Source organism: Paraburkholderia tropica (assembly GCF_900109265.1).
Lineage (GTDB): Bacteria > Pseudomonadota > Gammaproteobacteria > Burkholderiales > Burkholderiaceae > Paraburkholderia > Paraburkholderia tropica.
Genome location: NZ_FNZM01000010.1, coordinates 47,645 through 73,699, shown reverse-complemented (window position 1 = coordinate 73,699; position 26,055 = coordinate 47,645). Strand labels below are relative to the sequence as shown.

At 65.5% G+C, this 26,055-nt stretch carries 20 protein-coding genes; 7 read left to right on the top strand and 13 right to left on the bottom strand.

From position 1 onward, the window contains the following. Positions 1-95: 95 nt before the first annotated feature. The 3 genes from ntrC to glnA form a co-directional block, all read right to left on the bottom strand. Positions 96-1,670, bottom strand: coding sequence for a nitrogen regulation protein NR(I) (gene ntrC / locus BMY06_RS17815; RefSeq protein ID WP_065060293.1), 1,575 nt, complete (start codon positions 1,668-1,670; stop codon positions 96-98). Between the two features lie 40 nt (positions 1,671-1,710). Further along, the gene (glnL, locus tag BMY06_RS17810; protein WP_065060294.1) at positions 1,711-2,853 is read right to left on the bottom strand and encodes a nitrogen regulation protein NR(II); all 1,143 of its coding nucleotides are present in this window, start codon (positions 2,851-2,853) and stop codon (positions 1,711-1,713) included. Positions 2,854-3,038: 185 nt separating this feature from the next. Beyond that, the gene (gene glnA, locus BMY06_RS17805) at positions 3,039-4,454 is read right to left on the bottom strand and encodes a type I glutamate--ammonia ligase (protein ID WP_065060295.1); all 1,416 of its coding nucleotides are present in this window, start codon (positions 4,452-4,454) and stop codon (positions 3,039-3,041) included. Positions 4,455-4,958: 504 nt separating this feature from the next. On the opposite strand from glnA, the gene BMY06_RS17800 reads away from it, so the two are divergent. Next, a complete protein-coding gene (locus tag BMY06_RS17800) occupies positions 4,959-5,426 on the top strand; it encodes a rhodanese-like domain-containing protein (RefSeq protein WP_065060296.1) in 468 nt (155 codons plus the stop codon). A 154-nt stretch (positions 5,427-5,580) separates the two neighbouring features. Here BMY06_RS17800 and BMY06_RS17795 read toward each other — a convergent pair whose 3' ends face one another. From BMY06_RS17795 to hrpA, 5 genes are all read right to left on the bottom strand, one after another. Beyond that, the gene (locus BMY06_RS17795) at positions 5,581-6,438 is read right to left on the bottom strand and encodes a competence/damage-inducible protein A (protein ID WP_074984397.1); all 858 of its coding nucleotides are present in this window, start codon (positions 6,436-6,438) and stop codon (positions 5,581-5,583) included. 34 nt (positions 6,439-6,472) lie between these two features. After that, positions 6,473-7,306, bottom strand: coding sequence for an EI24 domain-containing protein (locus BMY06_RS17790; RefSeq protein ID WP_065060298.1), 834 nt, complete (start codon positions 7,304-7,306; stop codon positions 6,473-6,475). Positions 7,307-7,494: 188 nt separating this feature from the next. Beyond that, complete coding sequence (locus tag BMY06_RS17785; RefSeq protein WP_074984396.1) at positions 7,495-8,523, bottom strand: sterol desaturase family protein; 1,029 nt, start codon at positions 8,521-8,523, stop codon at positions 7,495-7,497. A gap of 29 nt (positions 8,524-8,552) precedes the next feature. Further along, a complete protein-coding gene (locus BMY06_RS17780) occupies positions 8,553-9,593 on the bottom strand; it encodes a YVTN family beta-propeller repeat protein (RefSeq protein WP_065060300.1) in 1,041 nt (346 codons plus the stop codon). Positions 9,594-9,793: 200 nt separating this feature from the next. Continuing rightward, positions 9,794-14,611 (bottom strand): ATP-dependent RNA helicase HrpA, encoded by a 4,818-nt coding sequence (gene hrpA, locus BMY06_RS17775; protein ID WP_244144391.1) that lies wholly within the window; start codon positions 14,609-14,611, stop codon positions 9,794-9,796. A 23-nt stretch (positions 14,612-14,634) separates the two neighbouring features. Between hrpA and argA the strand changes: the two genes are divergently transcribed. From argA to proP, 3 genes are all read left to right on the top strand, one after another. Then, the gene (gene argA, locus BMY06_RS17770; RefSeq protein ID WP_065060301.1) at positions 14,635-16,038 is read left to right on the top strand and encodes an amino-acid N-acetyltransferase; all 1,404 of its coding nucleotides are present in this window, start codon (positions 14,635-14,637) and stop codon (positions 16,036-16,038) included. A 41-nt stretch (positions 16,039-16,079) separates the two neighbouring features. Beyond that, positions 16,080-16,355: an oxidative damage protection protein gene (locus tag BMY06_RS17765; protein WP_065060302.1), complete on the top strand. Its 276-nt coding sequence runs from the start codon at positions 16,080-16,082 to the stop codon at positions 16,353-16,355. A 671-nt stretch (positions 16,356-17,026) separates the two neighbouring features. Next, the gene (proP, locus tag BMY06_RS17760; protein WP_065060374.1) at positions 17,027-18,484 is read left to right on the top strand and encodes a glycine betaine/L-proline transporter ProP; all 1,458 of its coding nucleotides are present in this window, start codon (positions 17,027-17,029) and stop codon (positions 18,482-18,484) included. Between the two features lie 108 nt (positions 18,485-18,592). Here the strand turns inward: proP and BMY06_RS17755 are convergent, their stop codons facing one another. The 5 genes from BMY06_RS17755 to BMY06_RS17735 form a co-directional block, all read right to left on the bottom strand. Further along, complete coding sequence (locus tag BMY06_RS17755) at positions 18,593-19,072, bottom strand: metallophosphoesterase family protein (protein WP_074984394.1); 480 nt, start codon at positions 19,070-19,072, stop codon at positions 18,593-18,595. Between the two features lie 33 nt (positions 19,073-19,105). After that, the gene (locus BMY06_RS17750) at positions 19,106-19,543 is read right to left on the bottom strand and encodes a cupin domain-containing protein (protein ID WP_074984392.1); all 438 of its coding nucleotides are present in this window, start codon (positions 19,541-19,543) and stop codon (positions 19,106-19,108) included. After that, entirely contained in the window at positions 19,540-20,958 is a 1,419-nt protein-coding gene (locus BMY06_RS17745) for an FAD-containing oxidoreductase (protein ID WP_074984391.1), read from the bottom strand. Before BMY06_RS17745 ends, BMY06_RS17750 begins: the two co-directional genes overlap by 4 nt. A 247-nt stretch (positions 20,959-21,205) precedes the next feature. After that, positions 21,206-21,403: a hypothetical protein gene (locus BMY06_RS17740; protein ID WP_065060376.1), complete on the bottom strand. Its 198-nt coding sequence runs from the start codon at positions 21,401-21,403 to the stop codon at positions 21,206-21,208. A gap of 208 nt (positions 21,404-21,611) precedes the next feature. After that, a complete protein-coding gene (locus BMY06_RS17735) occupies positions 21,612-22,226 on the bottom strand; it encodes a glutathione S-transferase family protein (protein ID WP_065060305.1) in 615 nt (204 codons plus the stop codon). A gap of 623 nt (positions 22,227-22,849) precedes the next feature. On the opposite strand from BMY06_RS17735, the gene BMY06_RS17730 reads away from it, so the two are divergent. From BMY06_RS17730 to BMY06_RS17720, 3 genes are all read left to right on the top strand, one after another. Next, positions 22,850-23,098, top strand: coding sequence for a hypothetical protein (locus tag BMY06_RS17730; protein WP_065060306.1), 249 nt, complete (start codon positions 22,850-22,852; stop codon positions 23,096-23,098). 387 nt (positions 23,099-23,485) lie between these two features. Next, complete coding sequence (locus BMY06_RS17725) at positions 23,486-23,758, top strand: hypothetical protein (protein WP_065060377.1); 273 nt, start codon at positions 23,486-23,488, stop codon at positions 23,756-23,758. A gap of 1,060 nt (positions 23,759-24,818) precedes the next feature. Next, complete coding sequence (locus BMY06_RS17720; protein WP_065060307.1) at positions 24,819-25,874, top strand: substrate-binding domain-containing protein; 1,056 nt, start codon at positions 24,819-24,821, stop codon at positions 25,872-25,874. Positions 25,875-26,055: the final 181 nt, after the last annotated feature.

The following is a 26,055-nucleotide window of genomic DNA, read 5'->3' as shown; positions in this document are numbered from 1 at the left end:
CGTCTGCAAGAAACCAGCGTCGATTATGCCCCAGCGCGTGAGCCGGCACGCGTACGGTGCATCGGCCCGCCTGGAGCCGATGCACCGTGCCCTGCTTATTCCAGATTCAATTCCTGGATCTTGCGCGTGATGGTGTTGCGGCCGATGCCGAGGCGCTCGGCAGCCTCGACCTTGCGACCGCGCGTGAAGTCCAGCGCCTCGCGGATCACGGCCGCTTCGAAACGGCGCGAGAGTTCGTCCATGACGTCGGCGCTGTTTTCGCGCAGCAGGCGCGCGACCTCCGTGCGCAGGCCGCTTTCCCACACGCTCACCGCGAGCGCCGCCGCAGCGGCGACGCCGTTCGCCGCGGAGAAACCGCCCACCGCTGCGCCAGCCGCGCCGCCGAATCCCGGCACGCTCGCCGCGCCCGGCACGCCGCCCACGGCACCGGCGCCCGCCGCCGCGCCATCGTATGCGACCGCGCCGGCGCTGGCCAGTTCGCCCGAACCCGCCGCGCCCTCGCCCGCCGCGATATGCGACGGCAGCAGATCCGGCGGCAGATCCTTGATTTCGATGGTCTGCGCGGGCGCCATCACCGTGAGCCAGTTCGCGAGATTCTCGAGCTGGCGCACGTTGCCCTGAAACGGCAGCGACGACATATACGCGAGCGCTTCGTCCGACACGCGCTTGGGTTCCACGCCCAGTTCGCGCGCGCTCTTTTGCAGGAAGTGACGCGTGAGCAGCGGGATATCCTCGCTGCGCTCGCGCAGCGCCGGCAGACGCAGGCGGATCACGTTGAGGCGGTGATACAAATCCTCGCGGAACAAACCCTGACGCACGCGCGTTTCGAGATTCTGGTGCGTGGCCGCAATCACGCGCACGTTGGCACGCAGCGGATTGTGACCGCCCACGCGATAGAACTGGCCATCCGAGAGCACACGCAGCAGACGCGTTTGCAGATCGAAGGGCATGTCGCCGATTTCATCGAGAAACAGCGTGCCGTTCTCGGCTTGCTCGAAGCGGCCCTGGCGCATCGCCTGCGCACCCGTAAACGCGCCGCGCTCGTGGCCGAACAATTCGGATTCCAGAAGATCTTTCGGAATGGCCGCGGTGTTCAGCGCGATGAACGGACCGTTCGCGCGTGGGCTATGTCGGTGCAAGGCGCGCGCGACAAGCTCCTTTCCGGTGCCCGACTCGCCCGTGATGAGCACGGTCGCCGCCGAGTGCGAAAGACGGCCGATTGCGCGGAACATGTCCTGCATCGCGGGCGCCTGGCCCAGCATCTCGGGCGCTTCGGCGGGACGGTCGTCCCACTGCTGTTCACCGCGCATGCTTTCGTCAACGGCGCGGCGAATCAGCTCGACGGCCTTGTCGACGTCGAAGGGCTTGGCGAGATATTCGAATGCACCGCCCTGGAACGCGGCCACCGCGCTGTCGAGGTCGGAGAACGCCGTCATGATGATGACGGGCAGTCCCGGCAGACGCTCGCGCACGGTCTGCAGGAGTTCGAGCCCCGAGCCGCCTGGCATGCGGATATCGGAGACGAGCACCTGCGGGCTGTCGTGGTCGAGCGCGCTCGCGGCTTCGCGCACGTTCGAGAAGCTGCGGGTTGCGAAATTTTCGCGTGCGAGTGCTTTTTCGAGCACCCAGCGAATCGATTGGTCGTCGTCAACTATCCAGATCGGCTTCATAAGGTCGGTCAGAAGTCTTGGTGGCTTGCGGGTCGTGAGATCAGTTGTCGAGCGGCAGCAAAATCTGAAACTCGGTATGACCGGGCCGGCTTTCCACTTCGATCAGGCCGTCGTGCTGTTGCACGAAAGTCTGCGCGAGCGTGAGGCCGAGACCGCTGCCATCCTCGCGTCCGGAGACGAGCGGATAGAAGATGCGGTCGCGAATATCCTCGGGAATGCCGGGGCCGTTGTCGATGATATGCAAGTCCAATGCCAGCTTGCACAGGCGTTTTGAAATCGTGATCTTGCGGGCGATGCGCGTGCGCAATTCGATGCGCGCGTCGCCCTGCGAAATGCGTTCGCGCAGCGCCTGCGCCGCGTTGCGCACGATGTTGAGGAGCGCCTGAATCAGTTGCTCCTTGTCGCCGCGCAGGTCGGGCACGCTCACGTCGTAATCGCGCTCGATCGTGAGGCCGCGCGGAAACTCCGCGAGTATCACGGCGCGCACGCGCTCGCAGACTTCGTGAATATTCACGTCGCCGACGATGTGCGGATGACGATGCGGTTCGAGCAGCCGGTCGACGAGCGTCTGCAGACGGTCCGACTCCTTGATGACCACCTGCGTGTACTCGCGCAACTCGCCACGCTCGAGCGTGCCGAGTTCGAATTCGAGCAGCTGCGCCGCGCCGCGAATCCCGCCGAGCGGATTCTTGATTTCGTGCGCGAGATTGCGGATCAGATGCTTGTTGACCGTCGCGAGGTCGTGAATGCGCTCCTCGCGGTCGGTGCGGATATGCCGCTCGTTCTCGAACAGTTCGAGCAGCACGTAGTCAGGCGCGCTCTCCAGAAAGCCGACGATCGCATGCACATGCAGCGATTCACGGCCCGGCCGTTCGAGCGAGGCGTCGAGCCGCGTCGCGTGAAAGCGGTGTGCGGCAATCGACGCGATGGTTTCGAGCAGTTCGTCGGCATTCGAGAACAGATCGGACCACACCATCTGCGAAAGCTGCCGGCGCGACAGATCGAGCATCGCCTCGGCCGAGGGGTTCGCGAACGCCACGCGCAGGCTGCGCTTGTCGAGCACGAGCACGACGGTGGGCAGCGCCTCGAAGCCGGGCAAGAGACCCGACTCGACGAGCGGCGCGTCGTCCGAAAGCGGCTCGGCGTGGCCCTTTCTTGCCTTGATCAGATTCTTGAGCACCATCTTGCATGGCCGGCCGCCACGCGGCGCACCGGCTCCCTGTCCCTGTCGTTGAGTGACGGCAACGCGGCGAGCGGACCAACGAAAAAGGGACGGCACCGCCGTCCCTTCGTGACCGATCGCCGATGTCGGATGGACACTTCGCTGCGCGATTGCGAGCGAAGCGCCATCGTCGATTACAGCGCGCTTTACAGCGAGTAGTACAGTTCGAACTCGACCGGGTGCGTCGTCATACGCACGCGTTGCAGTTCGCCTTCCTTCAGTGCGAGGTAGGCGTCGATCATCGAATCCGTGAACACACCACCGCGCGTCAGGAACTCGCGATCCTTGTCAAGCGCTTCCAGAGCCTGGTCGAGGCCGGCGCAAACGGTCGGGATCTTTGCATCCTCTTCCGGCGGCAGGTCGTACAGGTTCTTGTCGGCGGCTTCGCCCGGATGGATCTTGTTCTGCACGCCGTCCAGACCTGCCATCATCAGTGCCGAGAAGCACAGGTACGGGTTGGCCATCGGGTCCGGGAAGCGCGTTTCGATACGGCGACCCTTCGGGTTCGAGACGTGCGGAATACGGATCGACGCCGAACGGTTGCGTGCCGAGTAAGCCAGCTTGACCGGTGCTTCGAAGTGCGGAACCAGACGCTTGTACGAGTTCGTCGACGGGTTCGTGATGGCGTTCAGCGCGCGAGCGTGCTTGATGATGCCGCCGATGTAGAACAGCGCGAATTCCGACAGACCTGCGTAGCCGTTGCCTGCGAACAGGTTCTGGCCGTCCTTCCAGATCGACTGGTGAACGTGCATGCCCGAACCGTTGTCGCCAACGATCGGCTTCGGCATGAACGTCGCCGTCTTGCCATACGTGTGCGCCACGTTATGGATGATGTACTTCATCTGCTGCGTCCAGTCCGCGCGCTGAACCAGCGTCGAGAACTTCGTGCCGATTTCGTTCTGGCCCTGGCCAGCGACTTCGTGGTGGTGCACTTCGACCGGGATGCCGATCTGTTCGAGCAGCAGACACATTTCCGAACGGATGTCCTGGAACGTGTCGACCGGCGCGACCGGGAAGTAGCCGCCCTTGACGCCCGGACGGTGACCCGTGTTGCCGCCTTCGAATTCCTTGCTCGACGACCACGGTGCTTCTTCCGAGCCGATCTTGACGAACGAGCCCGACATGTCCGTGTTCCACTGGACCGAGTCGAAAATGAAGAATTCGGGTTCCGGACCGAAGAAGGCCGTGTCGCCGAGGCCCGTGCTCTTCAGGTACGCTTCAGCGCGCTTGGCGAGCGAGCGCGGGTCGCGCTCGTAGCCCTTGCCGTCAGCCGGCTCGACCACGTCGCAGGTCAGAACCAGCGTCGACTCTTCGTAGAACGGGTCGATGAAGGCCGTGTTCGCATCCGGAACGAGCAGCATGTCCGAGGCTTCGATGCCCTTCCAGCCGGCGATCGACGAACCGTCAAATGCATGACCCGACTCGAACTTGTCTTCGTCGAAGTGCGACAGCGGAACCGAGACGTGTTGCTCCTTGCCGCGCGTGTCGGTAAAGCGGAAGTCGACAAACTTGACGTCTTCGTCCTTGACGAGTTGCATGACGTCGGCCACGGATTTACTCATAACCTATTCTCCTGATTAACGATTTCGGCGAACGCTGCCGCCGTCCCAATCCTTGTTAGTCGCCGGTTGCTGCCCGGCCCGCTTGCGCAGACCGGCTGCGAACGATCGCGACAGATAAAGCAGCTTCCGTGCCAAGTAAGCGCCAGCCTGGCACAAACCCAATGCCGACGCGCACCTGGACGAAAAACCCGCGCCTCGTCGGCGAGCAGGCTCGACGACCGGGGCGCCTTCATGCACCAACTCCGTGCGATCCCGAATTTGGCGCGTGAAACTCACTTCATTATGGTGCATAACGGCATTCTTGCACCAAGGTTGCGCAAAAACCTTGCGGCCGCGCGAGCGGACCGCCTGCGCCCTGCCGGCATCGCGATGACGCCGCCCCGCAAGCGGTCATGCGCGCGCCGTCGTTGCGCGAGTATGCCCCGCAATGCGGGGTTCCCGCACTCATGCAGCGCGCTAGAATGATTCTTTGGACCGATCACGCATCTGAGGAGATCCGCTGTCATGAGTACGCTCGAACAATTGCACGCCCAGGCCGACCAGCGCCGCGTCGAGAACCAGTTGCCCTACGCCGGCGCACTGTCGCCCGCCGAGGCGTTCGAGCTTCTGCAACTCGATCCGCGTACCCGGCTCGTCGACGTGCGCACGCGCGCCGAACTCGACTGGGTGGGCCGCCCCGTGATCGGCGACGGCCAGTATGCCCACGTCGAATGGACGCGCTACCCAGGCGGCGTGCCGAACACCGACTTCATCGCCCAGCTCAAGAGCGCCGTCAGCGACACCGACGCGCCCGTGCTGTTCCTCTGCCGCAGCGCGGCCCGCTCGAAGCTCGCGGCCATCGAAGCGGCCAAAGCCGGCTTCACGCACGCCTACGACCTGCTCGAAGGCTTCGAAGGCGACAAGAACGCCGAAGGCCATCGCAAGTCGGTCACGGGATGGTGCTTCCGCGGCCTGCCCTGGCTCGGCGCCTGATTCGTCCCGACTCAAACCGCCCGCCCGACCGGCCCGCACGCGCGGCGTCCGTCCAGCGGGCCACTCTGAGCGCCCCATGTGACACGCCGATGATGCGGTTGGCGTGCCCTTCAAGCGCCTCAAGCGCCTCAAGCGCTTCGAGCACCTCGCAAACTCAGAACCCGGCGCGCGGACCGCTGCGACGCTCGCGATCCGGCGCGTCCTCGCCCGCCTCGGGCGGCTCCACGACATCGCCGCCCAGCTGGTGCACACCCTCGCGCAGCTTCACGAACGCCGCCGCCACCGCCTCGGGCTCGCCCTTCACACCCAGATCGATGTGCCGACGCGCGTAAATGCCGCCGCGCTCCGTGTCGCCCACGCTCGGCAGGCTGAACACGCGCACGCCCGGAAAATCGTGCTCGATACGCTCCATCAGCGGCGTGATCGTCGATTCCGGCAACTCGAACACCAGCAGCGACTTCTCCGCATGCGGCGTCTGATGATGCAGATGCGCGTATTTCGTATCGAGCACCCACTCGATCATCGGCCACGCCATCACCGGAAAGCCCGGCACGAAATAGTGCTCGCGAATCGAAAAGCCCGGAATCTTGTTGTAGCCGTTCGGAATGATCTCGCAGCCCTGCGGGAAGGTGCCCATCTGGAAGCGATGCAGATTCTCCGGCGACGCGAAATCGATCGGATCGGCGCCCGTGTGCATGTCGCGGATACGCTCGCTGATCGCCGCCTCGGCGTCAGGGTGCAGCGCGAGCGGCAGGCCCAGCGCGGCCGCCGCGCACTGGCGCGTGTGGTCGTCGGGCGTCGCGCCGATGCCGCCCGTGGAAAACACGATATCGCCCGATTCGAACGACCGCTTGAGCGTGGCCGTGATGCGCGCCGGATCGTCGCCGACGTATTCGGCCCAGTCGAGCGCGAGGCCGCGCGCGCCGAGCAGTTCGATGACCTTCGGCAGATGCTTGTCGGTGCGACGGCCGGACAGAATCTCGTCGCCGATGATGATGACGCCAAATGCCATGAGTTGCCTCGTCGAGGAAATGAGATGAAGGAGTTCAGTGGACGATGGTGATGTCGTGCCCGCTATGCTGCGTCTCTTCGTGACGCAGGCGCTGCAGCGCGCGCAGGCAGTAATGACCGAACCAGAGCGCCGTGAACACCAGAATGAAAGCGTAGATCCAGATGGTCAGCGCGGCCACCACCGGGAAAAGCAGCACGAGCCAAGCGGACGCGACCCAGATCGCCGTCGGCAGTGAGCCGAGCAGACCGCTCGCCACGCCGATCGCCAGCAGCGGCAGACGATGGCGGCGCACAATCTCGCGGCGTTCCTCGGCGCTTGCGTGCAGCGCCAGCGCGTCGTAAGTCATCACGCGATACGTGAGCCAGCCCCACAGCAGCGGCGGCACGAGCACGCAGAACGGCGGAATGAACCAGAACGGCAGCGTCACGATCAGCAACACGATGCACAGCAGCGTGGTCCAGAGCGAATGCGCCATGCTGCCGAACCAGCTGCCGCCGCGCCGCGGCTCCAGGCCGGCATACTGCCGAGCCGTGAGATGGCGAATGACACGCGGCATCGCCACGGCGACGATCAGCAGCAACACCGTGATGACGATGAGCGGAATCGACAGGATGATGACCACGAACGGCCCGATCATGCTGCGCAGCGCGCCGAAACCGAGCGCGTCGAAGACGTGATAGAGCCAGGACATCGCCGGCCAGTTTTCGAACGTGATCCGCACCGCGTCGATGAGCGGCTGCCAGAAGATATAGAGCACGACGCCCCACGCCCCCGCCGCCACGAGGAACGGCACGATGGTCAGGAGCAGCATGGCGGGATGGAACACGCCGGAAAGCGCGCGGCCAAGCGAGCGCAGCAAGTCGTTCATGCGAGCGGGAAAGTAGCGGAGAGACGGGGAAGCGTCACGAAACCGGTGGCGTCACTGCGACAAAACGACAGCATAAACCACGGCGCGCCGCTCGGGCGAAACGCGCGCAGGCGCGGCGCAGGCACGCGGAGCGTAGCGCTTTCGTCAAGAAGTCATGAAGCGCAGCGCCGGAAGGCGGCGCGAAGCGCTCAGGCAACGGAAGTATCGTCGCGGGCGGCGGCCTTGTTGCGCCCGCGTGCGCCAAGCCGGCGCGCGATGCGCCCGAACGCCAGCCCCTGCTGCGCCCAGAATCCCTCGCCGTAGCGCACGCCTTCGAGCTGGTCGCGAATGCCCGTGGGTTCGAGTTCGCGATTGAACGACGCACTGCCGAACAGCATGTCCCACCACGGAAACAGCACGCCGAAGTTGCAGCCGTAGGTGGTGCCTTCGTGGCCATAGCCGATGGCGTGATGGCGGCGATGAAAGCGCGGACTCACGATCAGCCGCTCGCCGAGCCAGCCGAAATGCGCGCGGATATTGGCGTGCTGGACGTTCTGCACGAAGTTCGTGAGCGCGACGAGCACCACGAACTGCGCGGGCGGCACGCCAATCACGAGCGCGATGGCGGCGAACATGCACGACTGCATCAGCACGTCGAGCAGATGGTTGCGGTTATCGCACCAGAACGACATCCGGCGCTGGCTGTGATGCACGGCGTGCAGCTCCCACCAGATGCCGTAGCGATGCGAGAGCCGGTGATACCAGTAGCCGAAGAAGTCGAGCACGATCAGATAGATCGCGAACGCCACGATGGGCTGCGTCGTCACGCCGGGCCAGAGATTGTCGATATCGACGCTCATCACGCCATGCAGACGCAGCCAGCCCTGCGCGCGGTCGAACACCGGCTGCATCGCGAAGAAGAACAGCAGATTGAGAATGCCGAGCCGCGTGATCCACGTGTAGACGGCGTCCACGCCCACGCCCTTGCGGTCCTGCCATTTTTCCGCGGGCATCAGCGCTTCGAGCGGACGCAGCAGCGCGTACATCACGCCCACTTCCAGCACGCCGACGATCACCCAATAGAGCGCGTCGAATGCGTCTTCGTCCACGTTCATCAGACCGAAGCGGAACAGCAACGGCTGGAGAACGTTCACGTAGACCAGCGTCTGGAGCCACGACACGCAGTCGTCGGCGCCGGACGCGAGCGATTGAATGCCGGAATTCAGCAACGCGAGCATGGGCAAACGCTAGCAGAGTCCGCCGGTTGTCACGCGCCGTTCGGCGACATGACCGGCGCGCGGTCGAAGAAGTAGATACCGTGCGGCGAGCGGCCCACGGCAATCGTCTTGATGAGCTTTTTCGTCTGCATGTCGATCAGACCGATGCGCTTCGCGAAACGGAACGTGACCCACAGATAGCGCTTGTCGGCAGTGAGCTCCATGTCGTCCGGTCCGGGCAGCAGGCCGTTGATCTCGCCCACTTTCTCCAGCGACTCCTCGTCGAGAATGCTGATGACGTTCGAGACGCGGCTCGACACCAGCACGTGACGACCGTCCACCATCGAGCGGAAGTTGTGCGCCGCCTTGCCCACCTGAATCGTCTTGATGACCTTCTGGTTGCGCCAGTCGACGACCGCGACGTAGTCGGCGCCGGTCATGCCGACGAGCAGGTATTTGTCGCCGGGCGTGAGCCACAGGCCGGCCGGCGCGGCGCCCACTTTCATCTTCCAGAGCACTTTCTGCGTGGGCAGGTCGACGGCCGCGATCTCGCCCGACACCTGCAGCGAGACGAACACGATATTGCTGTCCTTCGTGAACGCGAGGTGGCTGGGCATGGCCGAGAGCGGCAGGCGCTTCGCGACCGTGAAATTACCGGCGCCGCCGTAGTGATAGATGTCGAGGCGGTCGAGACGCAGGCCGGTGGTCACGAACCATTTGTTGTCCGGCGAGAAACCGAGCTGATACGGGTCTTCGATGTTCTCGATCCAGCGCTGCGCCTTGCCGGTTTTCGGGTCGACGAACAGCAGATTGTTGGACACCGAATTCGCGACGATCAGCGAGGTATTGTCGGGCGTGGGAAACAGGTGATGCGGCTCCTTGCCCGTGGGCACGGTGCCGACGACTTCGTGCGTCTTGTCGTCGATGAGGCTCAGCGTGGCTTCGCCGGAGTTCAGCACGATGATGTTGTTCGCGTGCGCGATACTCGGCATGGCCGTGGCCAGCGCGGCGCCGACCAGCGCGGAGGAGGCAAACACGGCGGCGCGTTTGGCAAAGCGACCGGCGGCACGGCGGAATTCGTTTTTACGCATGAAGAGTCGTTCCCAGGCAGATCCGTGATTGTAGAACGCTTACCGCTTCGCAAGGTTGACGTAGGGCCCATGAAATACAACGGGGCGCGAAATTTCGCGCCCCGCTCCCGCCTTTTTCGTCTTTTTCTTCTGCCTTTGCGGGCCGATTGTCATGATTGTTATGGCCCGCAAAAATCAGCGTGACGACTACGCGATCGGCCTCATCGCTGCATCGATTCCCACACTTTGTACAGGCGCTTCACGGAGACCGGCATCGGCGTGCGCAATTCCTGTGCGAAGAGCGAAATCCGCAGTTCTTCGAGCAGCCAGCGGAACTCCGCGAGGCGCGCGTCGAACACGCCGCCGCGTTGCGAGAGCGCGCGCTGGTACTGCTGCGCGAGCGGCTGGAATTCCGAAGCCTGGCGCGCGTCGCGGGCGGGATCGGCACGCAGCTTGTCGATGCGTAGCGCGATGCCCTTCAGATAGCGCGGGAAATGCACGAGCTGCGCGTACGGCGTCTCCAGAATGAAGCGCTTGCCGATGAGCGCGTCGAGCTGCGCCTGCATGTCGGCGGCCGGCGCGCCGAACGCCATCGCCGCCACGAGCTTCTTCGACACCGACGCGAATTCCGCCAGAATCTGCCCGACGAGCCGCGCGATTTCCTGCGCGAGCAGCGAAAGCCGTCCGCGCCCTTCGTCCTTGCGGGCATGAAAACTCGCTTCGTCGTCGGGGAGCGGATCTTGCAGGCAGGCGCGATCGAGCGCGAGTTCGACAAGCTGATCGCGCAATTCCTCCTGCGTGGCGCGCGCCATGAACTGCATCGCCATTTCGCGCAGACCCGGCAGATTCCTCTCCAGATAGCGGATCGGCTCGCGCAACTGCAGCGCGAACAGACGACGCAGACCGGCACGATGAATCCGCGCCGCTTCCTCGGGCGAATCGAACACTTCCACGTCGCAATGCGTGGCGCGGTCGACGAGCGCCGGATAGCCGAACAGCGTCTGGCCGCCCCGGCGGATTTCCAGCAGTTCGGGCAACTTGCCGAAATTCCAGGTCGTGAGGTTTTCGTAGAGCGCCGTGGCGGGCGACGCGTCGCTCGAAGCGGGCGTGTGAGGCGCGTTGGCCTTCTTCGGCGCGCTCGCGTTCGGCACTGCGCCGGCGGCAGCGCCGCCGCTTGCATCCTTCGCGTCCTTCGCGCCCTGCGCGTGCGTTTCCAGCGCCGCCAGCGCGGTCGCGCTCGCCAGCTTCTGGAACTGCTGCTGCGCCTGCGCGCCGAGTTCCGCGCGCAACTGCGCGAGATTGCGGCCCATCGCGAGCTGGCGACCGTGCTCGTCGATCACCTTGAAGTTCATGAACAGATGCGCGGGCAGCGTCTCCAGCTTGAAATCCGCGGACTTCAGCTGGAGCTGTTTCTGCTCCCGCACGTCGATGATCAGCGCCTCCAGCAGCCCGCCCGCGCCGAAGCGCTCGCCACTCACGCGATCGGCGAAACCGGCCGCGTACTCGGGCAGCGGCACGCAATGGCGGCGCAGCTTCTGCGGCAAGGACTTCAGCAGCAGTTGCGCCTTCTCCTTGAGCATGCCCGGCACGAGCCATTCGCAGCGGCGCGCATCGACCTGATTGAGCGCGTAGAGCGGCACCGCGAGCGTCACGCCGTCACGCGGCGAGCCCGGCTCGAAGTGATACGTGAGCGCCATCGCCACGCCCGACATCGTCATGCGCTTCGGGAACAGATCGGTCGTCACGCCCGCCGCTTCGTGACGCATCAGGTCGTCGCGAGAGAGATACAGCAGCCGCAGCTTGTCCTCGGACTGGCCGCTCTTTTTCACTTCGTCGCGATACCAGCGCTCGAACGACGCGCCCGAATACATGCCCTCGGGAATCGCCTGATCGTAGAAACCGAAGATCAGTTCGTCGTCGACGAGCACGTCCTGGCGGCGCGACTTGTGTTCGAGTTGCTCGATGTCGGCGAGCAGTTTGCGGTTGTGCGCGAAGAACGGCAGCTTTGTGTCGAACTCGCCCTCGACCAGCGCGCCGCGAATGAACAACTCGCGCGCGCGCGCCGGGTCCTGCTTGCCGAACGCCACGCGGCGTCGCTGATACACCGGCAAGCCGTACAGCACGCCGCGCTCGAACGCGCTGACCTGCGCCGCGCGCTTCTCCCAATGCGGCTCGGAGAGCGACTTCTTGAGCAGATGCGCGCCCACTTTTTCGAGCCATTCGGGCTCGATCTTCGCGATGCAGCGCGCGTACAGACGGCTCGTTTCGACGAGTTCCGCCGCCACGACCCAGCGCCCCGCTTTCTTCACGAGCGCCGAACCGGGCCACAGATGGAACTTGATGCTGCGCGCGCCGAGGTAATGCGGTTCGTCGTCGGCCTTGAGACCGATGTTGCCGAGCAAGCCCGTCAGCAGCGCATGATGGATTTGCTCGTAGGTCGCGTCGGACTGGTTGATGCGCCAGCCGTGCTCGCGCACGACCGTGAGCAGTTGCGAATGCACGTCGCGCCATTCGCGCAGACGCAGATGCGAAAGGAAGTTCGCGCGGCACGCATCGACGAGCTGCCTGTTCGACTTCTTGTGCGCGACGGCGTCTTCGAACCACGTCCAGATCTTGAGCCACTGGAGGAATTCGGAGCGCTCGTCGGCGAAACGACGATGCGCCTGATCGGCCTGCTCCTGCGCTTCGATCGGCCGGTCGCGCGGGTCCTGCACCGACAGCGCGCTCGCGATCACCAGCACTTCGCGCAGCGATTGTTCGTCGCGCGCGGCCAGAATCATGCGGCCGACGCGCGGATCGAGCGGCAGACGCGACAGCTCGCGGCCGAGCGTGGTCAGCGCGTTGTCGTCGTCGACCGCGCCGAGTTCGTTGAGCAGCTGATAGCCGTCCGCGATCGCGCGGCCCGGCGGCGGCTCGATGAACGGGAAGGTTTCGATCGCCGTGAGATGCAGCGACTTCATGCGCAGAATCACGGCCGCCAGCGACGAGCGCAGAATTTCCGGATCGGAAAAACGCGGCCGCGCGACGAAATCGGACTCTTCGTAAAGCCGGATGCACACGCCGTCGGCGACGCGCCCGCAACGGCCCGCGCGCTGATTCGCGGCGGCCTGCGAGATCGACTCGATCTGCAACTGCTCGACCTTGTTGCGGTACGAATAGCGCTTCACGCGCGCGAGGCCCGTGTCCACCACGTAGCGGATGCCAGGCACCGTCAGCGAGGTTTCGGCCACGTTGGTCGCGAGCACGATGCGGCGCGCGTTCGACGCCTTGAACACGCGCTCCTGTTCCTGCGCCGAGAGCCGCGCGAACAGCGGCAGGATTTCCGTGTGCGGCGGATGATGCTTGCGCAGCGCTTCGGCGGCGTCGCGAATCTCGCGCTCGCCGGGCAGGAACACGAGCACGTCGCCCGAGCCTTCGCGGCAGAGTTCGTCGACGGCGTCGACGATCGCGTCCATCAGATCGCGGTCGGTGTCGCGCTGCGATTTCTTCGCGGGCGCGCCCTGTGCGTTCTTCACGGCCGGACTGTCTTCCTGCACCGGGCGATAGCGCACTTCGACCGGATACAGACGCCCGCTCACCTCGATCACCGGCGCGGGCTTTTCGTCGCTGCCGAAATGGCGCGCGAAACGATCCGCGTCGATGGTCGCCGAGGTCACGATCAGCTTGAGATCGGGCCGGCGCGGCAGGATTTCCTTCAGATAGCCGAGCAGGAAGTCGATGTTGAGGCTGCGTTCGTGCGCCTCGTCGATGATGATCGTGTCGTAGGCCTTGAGCAGCGGATCGGTCTGGGTCTCGGCGAGCAGAATGCCGTCGGTCATCAGCTTGACCGACGCGCCCGCCGCCAGATTGTCCGTGAAGCGCACCTTGTAGCCGACCACTTCGCCGAACGGCGTGCCCAGCTCCTCGGCGATACGCCGACCGGTCGCCGACGCCGCGATCCGGCGCGGCTGCGTGTGGCCGATCAGGCCGGAGCCGCCCGCGCCGAGACCGCGCCCGAGCGACAGCGCGATCTTCGGCAACTGCGTGGTCTTGCCCGAACCGGTTTCGCCGCTGACGATCACGACCTGATTGTTCGCGATCGCGCGTGCGATTTCCTCGCGGCGGCCGGAGACCGGCAGCGCCTCGGGAAAGGTGATCGGCGGGATCGGATTCGGCGTGACGTTCGCGCGCGGCGCGCGTTCGCGGCGCTCCTTGCGCTCGCCTTCGGGACGCGGCGGGCGGTCTTCGCGGGCCGTCTGCGGGCGCTCGGTTTGCGGTTTGGCCGGACGCGCGGCGTTGGCCGGCTTGCGCTGAGCGGCGGCTTGCGGGTCACGCGGGGTTTCCGTGCGCTCGGCGCGGGGTTCGCGGGGTTCGCGGGGTTCGCGGGGTTCACGTTGATCGCGCGGCTGACGATCGCCGCCGCGCGAAGCCTCGCCCGACTGCGGCGCACGCGGCGGCTTATGCGCCGCGTTGCGCGCTTCGTCCGTCCGCGACTCGCCTTGCGGCGCTCGCCGAGATTGATCACGCGCGGGCGCGCGAGGCGCCTGGCGATCCTCGCGCGGCGCTTGCGCAGGCGCATCGGCTTTCTGCGGCGTTTTCTGCGGCGTTTTCTGCGATGTTTGCGGCGAAACGGGCTGCGGAACTGATTGAGAAGCGGCTTGAGAAGCGGCTTGAGAAGCGGCCCGAGCAACCGGCGACGTTTTTTGCGCCGTCACCGGCGTCTGCGTTTTCACGGCAGGCGCGTCCGGCAGATCCGGCGCATGCGGCACCACCGGCGCCACATTCTTTTCACTCCGTGTTTCACGCGGCGGCTGCGCATCGGCCGGCTTCGCGGCGGGCGCCTGTTTCCCACGCTGATCCTGCACGCGCGCGCCACCGAGCGCGCCGCTGCCCATCAGCGCGGCGAGCCGGTCCAGCGACGCCGGTTTCTGCGTATCGCCCTGCGCGCCGCCGTACTTCTGCGCGCCGCGCTTTTCCCGCGCGCCGCCGTGCGCGGCGTCATCGCCGGAAGGGGTGTTGCTGCCCTGCCCCGAGGCAGGTCTTTTGGGTACATTCGACATGGGGGCGCATTATAATCCCGGGCATGAATTCCCAAACCGACCTCGTCCCCGCCACCCAAGGCGCGCCGGCCGCCGCCGCCGCCTCGGACCCCGCGTCCCAGCAAGCCGCGCAGCAGGTGGCGCAGCACGCGCAGTTCGTCGACTGGATGCGATCGGTCGCGCCCTACATCCACGCATTCCAGGGCAAGACTTTCGTCGTCGGATTCGGCGGCGAAGTCGTGCACCAGAACCTGCTCAACGCGCTCGTCGCCGACATCGCGCTGCTCCAGGCCATGGGCATCCAGATCGTGCTCGTGCACGGTTCGCGCCCGCAGGTCGAAGAGCAGATGAGCCTGCACGGCGTGGAGTCGGAGTTCTCGCACGGCATGCGCATCACGAATGCCCGCGCGCTCGAATCCGCGAAGGAAGCGGCCGGCGAAGTGCGTCTCGACATCGAGGCCGCGATCAGCCAGGGTCTGCCGAACACGCCGATGGCGCACGCGCACATCAGCGTCGTGTCGGGCAACTTCGTCACCGCGCGCCCGGTCGGCATTCTCGACGGCGTCGACTTCCAGCATACCGGCGTGGTCCGCAAGATCGACGCCGACTCGATCCGCCATTCGCTCGCGAGCCGCAAGCTCGTGCTGCTTTCGCCGCTCGGCTTCTCGCCCACGGGCGAGGCGTTCAATCTGTCGATGGAAGACGTCGCGTCGGCGGCGGCCATCGCGCTGCGCGCCGACAAGATCGTGTTCCTCACGGAGACGCAGGGTCTCATCGACGAGGAAGGCGGGCTGATCCGCGAAATGTCGCTCGACGACGCCTACCGGCTCCAGGAAGGCGGCACCGTGCTCGGCGACGCGGGCTTCTATCTGAAGCACTCGATTCGCGCCTGCCGCGGCGGCGTCGGCCGCGCGCACATCATTCCCTACGCGCTCGACGGCGGCCTGCTGCTCGAACTGTTCCTGCACGACGGCGTCGGCACCATGATCTCGTACGAGAATCTGGAAAGTCTGCGCGAGGCCACGCCCGACGACGTCGGCGGCATTCTCACGCTGATCGAGCCGCTCGAAAGCGACGGCACGCTGGTGCGCCGCGGCCGTCACCAGATCGAACGCGACATCGACCATTTCTCGGTGATCGAGCACGATGGCGTGCTGTTCGGCTGCGCCGCGCTGTACGCGTACTCGCAGGAACGCATCGGCGAAATGGCGTGCCTCACCGTCTCGCCCGAAGCGCAAGGTTCCGGCGACGGCGAGCGCCTCTTGCGCCGCATCGAGCAGCGCGCCCGCGCGCGCGGCCTCACGCGCATCTTCGTGCTCACCACGCGCACGGAACACTGGTTCCTCAAGCGCGGCTTCGTCAAGGCCACGGTCGACGACCTGCCCGAAGACCGCCGCCGCCTCTATAACTGGCAGCGCAAGTCGCTCGTGCTGATGAAACAGCTCTGAGCGCGCCGCCCATCCCCATACGACTACAGGAGAAGCACAGCATGGCCCGTATGATTCAATGCGCGAAGCTCGGCAAGGAAGCCGAGGGTCTCGATTTTCCGCCGCTGCCGGGCGAACTCGGCAAGCGCATCTATGAAAGCGTGTCGAAGGAAGCCTGGCAGGGCTGGCTCAAGCAGCAGACCATGCTGATCAACGAGAACCGCCTGAACATGGCCGATCCGCGCGCGCGCCAGTACCTGATGAAGCAGACCGAAAAGTACTTCTTCGGCGAAGGCGCCGATCAGGCGTCAGGCTTCGTGCCGCCGACGCAAGGCTGATTGTCCGCCCATCCGCGCGCCGATCCGGCCCTTTGCTGATCGACACCGTGGAAAGCCCTGCAAAAACCGCGCCTCGTGCGCGGTTTTTTTACGCGCGTTTTATGCCATTCGTCATCGCGACCGACGTTTTTTGCTGCACCGCGAAATCGCCGGAATCCCTTGCCGCATAAGGGCTGGCGCGCCTCCCCGGCGCCCCGACTGACGGGCCGGTTTGCACGATCTTCCGTTATCGTGCTATCATGTCGCTTCGTTCAACAGGCATTAGCCATCAATTGCATTCAGTCCGGCGCCCGAAAACGCCTTTTCAGCTGAATGCGCTCGCACAAAAAGAACGCGCCGCCACGCGGTGATTCTTTTTCGTTCAGCGGCACTTTGCAGTCACACTCCGTGACAGCCCAGTGTCCTCAAGCGTCCTGCCCCCCTCTACGGCCACGCAGGCGCCAAGCTTAATCACAATTCGATCGAGTGTCGTTTCGCGACACTTCAGCATGCACTTTCGTGCGCCGCCGGATCACGCTCATCGTGCGTCCGGCCAGGCCCGGTTTCGCCCCAGGCGAGCCCATGCGCATCGCGCGCCGCGCACGAACGGCTGCCGCTATCGCGAAACGGCACTCTCCGGCAACCGTGGCGAGCTCTCCTGGAGTTCGTCGCAGTCATTGGAGATGCAGACCTTGACCGCTTCCACTTCCGGCGCGTCGGCCCAGTCCGACCTTACCCTCGACGACATCACGATCGTCGACAACAGCCTCCTCAAACGCGCCGTCGGCGCCATGGCCCTTGGCAATGCCATGGAATGGTTCGACTTCGGCGTCTACAGCTACATCGCCGTCACGCTCGGCCAGGTGTTCTTCCCGTCGAGCAGCCCGTCGGCCCAACTGATCGCCACCTTCGGCACGTTCGCGGCCGCGTTCCTCGTGCGCCCGATCGGCGGCATGGTGTTCGGCCCGCTCGGCGACCGTATCGGCCGCCAGCGCGTACTCGCGATGACGATGATCATGATGGCCTGCGGCACTTTCGCCATCGGCCTGATTCCGTCGTACCACTCGATCGGCATCGCGGCGCCCGTGCTGCTGCTGGTTGCGCGTCTCGTGCAAGGTTTCTCGACCGGCGGCGAGTACGGCGGCGCGGCGACCTTCATCGCCGAATTCGCCACCGACAAGCGCCGCGGCTTCATGGGCAGCTTCCTCGAATGCGGCACGATGGTGGGCTACGTGTTCGGCGCGGGCACGGTCGCCGTGCTGACCGCCCTGCTCTCGCATCAGCAACTGCTCGACTGGGGCTGGCGCGTGCCGTTCATGATCGCGGGTCCGCTCGGGATCGTGGGCCTGTACATCCGGACCAAGCTCGAAGAAACGCCGGCGTTCAAGCGTGAAGCCGAACTGCGCGAAGCCGAAGAAACCGCGCGTCCGAAGCTCACGCTCCACTCGCTGCTGACCCAGCATCTGCGCCCCTTCCTGCTGTGCGTGGGCCTCGTGCTGATCTTCAACGTGACCGACTACATGGCGCTCTCGTATCTGCCGAGCTATCTGTCGGCGACGCTGCACTTCAACGAAACGCACGGTCTTTTCCTCGTGCTCGCCGTGATGGTGCTGATGGTGCCCCTCACGATCGCGTTCGGCCGCCTCTCGGACGCCATCGGCCGCAAGCCGGTGATGCTCGCGGGCTGTGTGGGTCTGATCGTGCTGGCGATTCCGTCGCTCACGCTGATCCAGACGGGCGCGGTCGTGCCGGTGTTCCTCGGTCTGATGATTCTCGGCACGCTGCTGTCGTGCTTCACGGGCGTGATGCCCTCGGCGCTGCCCGCGCTGTTCCCGACCGCGATCCGCTACGGCGCGCTCGCCATCGGCTTCAACGTCTCGGTCTCGCTGTTTGGCGGCACGACGCCGCTGGTCGCCGCCTGGCTCGTCGAGCACACGCAGAACCTCATGATGCCCGCGTACTATCTGATGGGCGCGGCGGTCGTCGGTATCGTCTCGGTGCTGGCGCTGCACGAAACGGCGCGCCGTCCGCTGCCGGGCTCGGCGCCGAGCGTCGGCACCAAGGCAGAAGCGCATGCGGTGCTGCGCGGCGTGCGTCTCGCCCGCGAGATGGACGACGACTACGCGACGGCCATGCCCGCGCGCGTGTAAGTCACACACGGATACGCCGGTTCCCGAATCGGCGACGCCATGAAAAAGGCCAGCTTTGCGCTGGCCTTTTTTGCGTCTGGCGTTCGTGCGATGCGCGCCCGGCGTGCTTCATTCGATCAGCCGTGCGTGCTCGATGCGCGGCGCGCCGCCGGCATCGATCGTCAGCATCGCGGCCGAGATCGGCAAGCTGAAACGGCGCGGTCCCGCGCTGCCCGGATTCACGTAGATCACGCCGTCGCGCGTATCGAGCGCGGGCTTGTGCGAGTGCCCGCTCACGACGATCGCCACGCCGTCCGCGCGCGGATCGCCGCGCAGATCGGGCAATTCGTGCACGACCGCAATCGCGATCCCGCCGCTCTCCAGCCGCGTCTGCACCGGCAGCGCCTCGGCCCACTCACCGCGATCGTTGTTGCCGCGCACGGCGGTCAGCGGCGCGATGCGTGCGAGCGTCTCCAGCACGCCCGGCTCGCAGATGTCGCCTGCGTGCACGATGGCATCGCAGCCGTCGACGAAGCTCAGCAATTCGGGGCGCAGCAGATTGTGCGTGTCGGAAACGAGCGCGATGCGCAGCGGCGTCTGGCGTGACATGGAAACGTAGTCGAGTGGCGGAACACCCGCACCTTACCCGTTCGTGGAGGTTTGCGCAGCCGCGTGGCTGTCGTTATGCACTTCGTCGCTCGCTTCGGCGCTAACCTCGGCACGCGTATCGAAATACACCGCGAGCCAGACCGTCGGCAGCGCCGGATCGGTCCACGCCACGCGATGCCGGCAATGCGGCGGAATATGCACATAGTCGCCGGGCAGCATGCCGTGCCGCACGCTCCCCTGCGCCTCGAATTCCAGCGCCGCCGCGCCCGCGAGCAACACCACCCATTCCTCGCGCGGATCGTCGTACCAGAAGCCCTCGGGACTCGTCTGCCCCGTCGAGACGATGCGCTCGATCAGCACGCCGTCGCGCTTGAGCAGCGTGTCGAAACGCTCGTCGCCCGCATAGACGTCGATCGCCGAAAAGAGGTTGCCGGTCTTGCCGCCACGCGGCCGCGCCGTACTGTCGTTCATTCGAGCGGCCTCAGTCCGTCGAGCAGCGTGGGCACGAGTTCGCTGACCGTGGGATGGATGTGCATTGCGTATTGCAGCGTCGTATAGGGCGCGTCGGCGGTCATGATGTCGATGAAGCAGTGAATCGCCTCGTCGCCCTCGATGCCGAAGAGGCTCGCGCCGAGAATCTTGTGCGTGTGCGCATCGACGAGCGCCTTCATGAAACCCGCGGTCTCGCCGCGCTCGCGCGCACGCCCGACACGCGACATCGGCATCGTCGCGATCAAGGCAGGCCGCTTCGTTGCGCGGACCTCGCGCTCACTTGCGCCCACGCGCGCGAGCGGCGGATCGACGAACACGGCGTAGGCCGGAATGCGCGTATCGACGCTGCGATGCGCGCCGTCGAGCAGATTCGCCGCGACGATCTGGTAATCGTCGTATGAGGTGTGCGTGAACGCGCCGCGCCCGTTCACGTCGCCGAGCGCCCACACGCCGTCGACGTTGGTGCGCAACTGGCCGTCGACCGCGATGATGCCGTGCGCGTCGCGCTGGATGCCCGCGGCGTCGAGACCGAGATCGTCGGTATTCGGAATACGGCCGGTCGCGAACAGCAGATGCGAGACGTCGAACGTGTCGTCGCCGAGCTCGATGCGGATGCCGTCGGCGGGCGTCGCGCCGAGCGGCGCCACGCTTTTCGGCGCAGCGCCGAAGCGGAACACCACGCCTTCGCGCGCGAGCACGTCGTGCACGGCTTTGGCGACGTCGTCGTCCTCGCGCGCGAGAATGCGCTCGCCGCGCACCAGCACCGTGACCTGGCTGCCGAAGCGGCGGAACATCTGCGCGAATTCGAGCGCCACGTAGCTGCCGCCGCAGATCGCGAGATGCGCGGGCAATTCGGTGAGGTCGAGGATGCCGGAGTTGGTTTCGTACCAGATGCGGTCGAGTCCGGGCACAGGCGGCACGGCGGCGCGCGTGCCGGTGTTGATGAAGATTTCGTCGGCTTCGAGCGAGTCGGACTCGCCGTTCGCGGACGTCACGCTCAGCGAATGCGGCCCGGTGAAACGCGCATGTCCTTGCAGCACGGTGACGTTTTGAGCGTTACGCAGCCAGTGCTCCACGCCGTCGCGCGACGCGCCGATGATCGCGTCCTTGCGCGCCTTGATAAAAGCGAGATCGACGCTGACATCGTCGCGATGCGCGCCGAGCGCGCCATTGCCGATGCGAACGCCGTACTCGCCGGCGTGCCGCGCCACATGGGCCGCGCGCGCGCAGGCCACCCAGGCCTTCGTCGGCGTGCAACCGGCGTTCACGCACGTGCCGCCGAACTGCGCACGCTCGATGATCGCCGTCTTGCGCCCGCTCGCGCCGAGACGCACCGCCAGCGGCGGACCGCTTTGCCCGGTGCCGATCACGATCGCATCGAATCGCTGTGCCATGCCGCTCTCCTTCGTGTGCTTCGTGTGAAGGGTCCAGGTCGCGCACGGCGCATGCCGCGCTCGCGCCATCTTACGCCGCGCTGCGCACGCGCCGCGCGAGCGCGGCCGACGGCGCTTCACACAGAACTCACGGAAATCGGCGAAAAAAAGAGCCGCCTCGGAACATGAGGCGGCTCACAGGGTGACGCCACAACAGCAAACGGGCGATGCCGCTGCGCGTCGGGGGGGAAACAAAAAAGCACGGGCCTTAGTGCACGCGCTCGCAGCCGCGGCTAGCGCACCAGAGTTCGCGCGAACGCAGCACCGCAGCGCGTGCGCCGCGCGTGGCGACCATGATGCCGACCTGGCTCATGTTGAAGTCGAGCGACACCATCAGCTGCATGAGGTCCACCATCGGCAGGACCAGTGCTGGCTGATACAGTTGTCGTTCGATAAAGGATTTCATGACGGCTCCCGCTGTGGCCGCCGCGTCTGCATGACGCAGCGGCGATTCCATGGAAGCCATTCTAGGAATGTAGCGTCCGCCGATAAATGGGCTGGACGCGAAGTCACTTGTCGTCAATCGCGAACAATCGTCGCAGGGGCGCGCCGCACGGGGTTGTGCGCCGAACGCTGCCCTGCTGCTTGCGTCCTGGTTCCTCGCGCCAGCGCACTCACTCCAGCGGCGTCGCGACGAACTCCGGCAAGGCCTCGGCGCGCCGCGACAGCGCGGCCAGCGCCGGATAGCGCGCCGGATCGGCCGTGCCCGGCAGGATGTGCTGCGTGAAACGCCACGCCACCGCCGCCGTGATGTCCGCCTGCGTGATCCGGCCCGCGCACAGCCAGCCCTCGCGCCCGCTCACGAGGCGCTCCAGTTCGGCGTACGCCGCATGCATCTGCGCGTTGACCCGCTCGAACCACGGCTCGTGCTGCCGATCCTCGGGGCGCAACTGCCGCTCGTACACCTGCTGCACGGTCTTTTCCATCGCCGCCAGCGCGAAACCGTTCACGCGCAGCGCGAACGTGCGCTCCTGCGTCTCCTCCGGCATCAGACGGCGCGCCGCCGGGACCTTGTGATCGAGGAAATCGAGAATCAGCGTGGAGTCGATCAGCATCGTGCCGTCGTCGTCGATGAATGTCGGCGCCTTGACGACCGGATTGATCTTCGCGAACGCGTCGTAGTGCCGGAACACCGACACGCTCTGGTGCTCGAACGACAGCCCGAGGACGTGCAGCGAAATCGCCACGCGACGCACGTACGGGGAATCCATCATGCCAATCAGCTGCATTGCTCACCTCGCTCACAAAAAAGGGACCGGACCATCGATGGTGCAGCATCGGCCACCGGTTTTCAAGCCGGATTGATGAAGCGCAAAGCGGCGAAGCGAGTGGGGACAAAGCAAGCTCGCCGGCGCTTCCATCTTTCGCCGAAATTGCTCAGGCCATCTGATTATCGTGGGAGCTTGAGTCTGAGCGAGCGGAGGAAATCCGGACATCAAGCAGCGAATCAATCGGATTGCCGTGCGTCGTTTAGACCGTGTTTTTTGCGACGGAATGCGCATACATTCATGCACGCATCTATCGCGAAAACAGGCCCGAAAAATGCCGTGTCGACGTGTCGCGCGCGCCAACGATCGCTCAGGAGCAAGATTCGTTAGCTGACGTTTCATCTGACGCGACGCGGCAATGTTGCGGCGCAATGGCCGTGTCGCCGCAACGCCCCGACTTCGCGGTTCCGCGCCCACCAAGGCGCACCGGACAGCACGCAGCAACAGCAGGATGCCGAATCATTAATCACCCTGCATTTACAGGGCTTTTCGCACGCCGCATGTGTTGCAGTGCATCGCCGGGAAACTCCTGGATTCGTCCGGCGTAAGGCTGCGCTAGTCTGATTGCACTAGGAGATGAAATCATGAGACAAGCATTCAATGTTGGCATCGTCATCGTCCTCGCACTCCTTCTCGGGAACCGGATTCTGACTCGCGTGCAGGCGCACGAGGGCAGTTCGGTCAGCTGCGCGAAGGGTTCCGAACTCGTGCGCCTCGAAGCGCTCGCGCGCGGTTTCACGACCCTCGGGGCGCGCAGCCAGGGGGAAAACTTCCTCTCGTCCTGCCTCGTGTCCGGTGAGGCGCAGGTCGGCAACGTCGTCGCGCACGACTGAAGCCTCGCCTGGATCGCTGGCCGGGTTCCGCCGGAAGGGCCTGGCGGCACGGCCGGCCGGCTGTGTGCCTGAGGGCGCGCTCCGTGCGCCCGTTCGCCCTGCGCGAAACGTTTCGTGAAATTGTGGCCCGTCCGCGCGCTGCGCTCAGGCGTAGCTGTCCGCTCCAGTCCGGCCCGCCGCCGATATGCCGCCGATACCGTCCGGCATCGCCATTTCCCGCCGACTGCCTTGCTGCTCACCGCATTCGCGCACTCACGCGCACCCTGCGGCGACGTGATAAACGACGCCCATCGGCCTGCGCAGAAGCCGCAGGTTAGCGAACCTTTCTTTCGGGTTGCCAATGCGCGCACCTGGCAGCGACAATGGTGCGCAATCCGGAGGGAATTCATGAAAGGAAGGGTCCTGCTGCTTGGAATCGGCATGCTGACGGCGTGCACGTCCGTCACCGGCGTGAATTCGAGACAGGACGGCCACCTTTCGGTCACGAGCCGCGCGCGCTGGGATTTCGTCTCCTGGAATCATGTGCGCAGCGCCAGCCTCAAGGAAGCGCAAGCCTATTGCCACAAGCGCAAGAAGGAAATGCACGCCATCCAGGTCCATAGCGAAGGCTTGCGCGGCGTCACCTCGCAGACAGTAGAAGTAATCTTCGACTGCATCTGATCTCTCCCCGCTCCACCCCCAACGCCCCGCTCCACAAGCCTTTCCGCCGGTAAGCAGAAGGTTTTTTCTTAGCGACCTTGCCGTCGCGCAACAGTTTGTTGTCGTTCTCCCTGATATTCAAACCGCATGCCCGAGGTACACTTACTTAACACTTTGTTACGGTTTGTCTTAACTCGTATCATGCTTACCGCTTTCTTCATCGCGTCGCCGGTCGCCATCGCTGCCTTGTTCGGCTTTGCACGGCTCGTGAATCCGCGAACCGGCCAGATCGGCAGCCGCTGATCGCGCAACGGCATCGTCCGCCTGGCGTCGCTTGCCGGGAAGTCGCGCTGTTTTCGCGCGGTTGACGCGTTCGCGATTGCGCCGTTATCGGCGTCGCTACGTAGGCATCGCGAAGCGTCAGGACCGATTGCTCGCACCCGCTTGATCGCGCCCTTTTCTGCCGTTTAGCGCGTTACTCCGCGTCCCCACATTCCCGCTGCCGGTTTCCCGCGCGCGCAACAAAAAACCCGCGAAGCGTGACGCTATCGCGGGTTTCATGATTCCAGCGGTAGGCGCTGGAAGAACAGCAACATCTGGTGCCGGGGACCGGACTCGAACCGGCAAGCCGTGAGGCGGCGGATTTTCGTCACACTACGTCTTTCGACGCCACCCGCTCATCGAGGCGGGCGTTCGTGCGCTGGACTATGCCTTCACCATCGCCGTGCCGCGTGCCGCTTTCGCGTAACACGCCGCGCCAACTTTAGGCGCCCCCCGTCTAGTCTCTACACCTTCCGCGCCGACGCATGCTGCGTCAGCCGGCTTGGCTCGGCGTTGCCTCGGTGCCCGCGGGCCCCAGGGGATTCGCCGAATTTGAGGGGTTCTGCACCGGCCGTTTCCGGCTGGGCACTCAAATTATTTTAAGTCCGCTATGTTTACCAATTTCATCACCCCGGCAGGGCGGACGCGATTCTACCATTGCACCGCGCCCCTCCCAAGCGCCTCTCCGTCATCGCTCCGTCATACGCGTTTCTCATAATCGGCCCCGTCGAAAACGTTTACATCGCCCGGGGCCAGCCGCATGACGTCAACCATCAAAGATGTCGCCGCACACGCAGGATTTTCGATCGCCACCGTGTCGCGGGCGATCAACGCGCCGCACACGGTCAATCCGGTCACGCTCGCCCGCGTGCGCGAAGCCATCGACGCGCTCAAGTTCAGCCCCAGCCCGCTCGGGCGCCAGTTGCGCGGCGAACGCACGCGTCTGATCGGCGTGGTGCTGCCGACGCTCGCCAATCCGGTCTTCGCGGAATGTCTGCAGGGCATCGACGAGCTGGCGTCCGCGCAAGGCTTCCGCCTCATGCTGATGACGACGCAATACGACGCGCAGCGCGAGCGCCACGCGATCGAAACGTTGCGCGCGCAACGCGTCGAGGGCCTGATCCTGACGGTCGCCGACGCGGATACGCACCCGCTCCTCGACGAACTCGACGCCGACGGCCCGCTCTACGTGCTCATGCACAACGACACCAAGCGCCGCCCGTCGGTGTCCGTCGATAACCACCAGGCCGCTTTCGACGGCGTGCGCACGCTGATCGCCCACGGTCATCGGCGCATCCTGATGCTCGCGGGCACGCTCGCCGCCTCCGACCGCGCGCGCCAGCGTCACGCCGGCTACGCGCAGGCGATGCAGCAAGCGGGTCTCACGCCCGCACCCGCGCTCGAAATCGATTTCAACGCGGCGGAACTCGCGCCGTCGGTGCTCGCGCATCTGACGACCGGCCCGCAGCGCCCCACCGCCCTCTTCTGCAGCAACGATCTGCTGGCGATGGTGGTGATGCGCGGCCTGCGCCGCGCGCGCATGCGCGTGCCGCAGGACATGTCGATCCTCGGCTTCGACGGCCTCGCGGTCAGCGAGCTGCTCGCGCCGCCGCTCGCGAGCATCGGCACGCCCAACGGCGAGATCGGCCGTTCGGCGTGGCAGCGTCTGATGGCGCGCATCGGCGGCGAGTACTCGGGTCCGTCGCTCGGCCTCGCGCTGCCGCACACGCTGCGCGAAGGCGGCACGATCGCGGCCATCGCCAGCGTGGCGCATGCGGGTTCCGCACAGCGCGCACGCAGCAGCATCGCGTCGTAAGCGCGCCGTAGTCGCTTCATAGCCGCTTCATAGCCGCTTCGCGCATCGATTTTTACCCGGCCTCGCCGCCTGCCCCCTTCTCGCCCACGACACAACGGGCCGCGCCCACCTGCGCGCCACAATGCCCATCCGATCCGGAGCCCCGACGTGACTCACCGACTCGCCTTCCGCCATCCGCTCG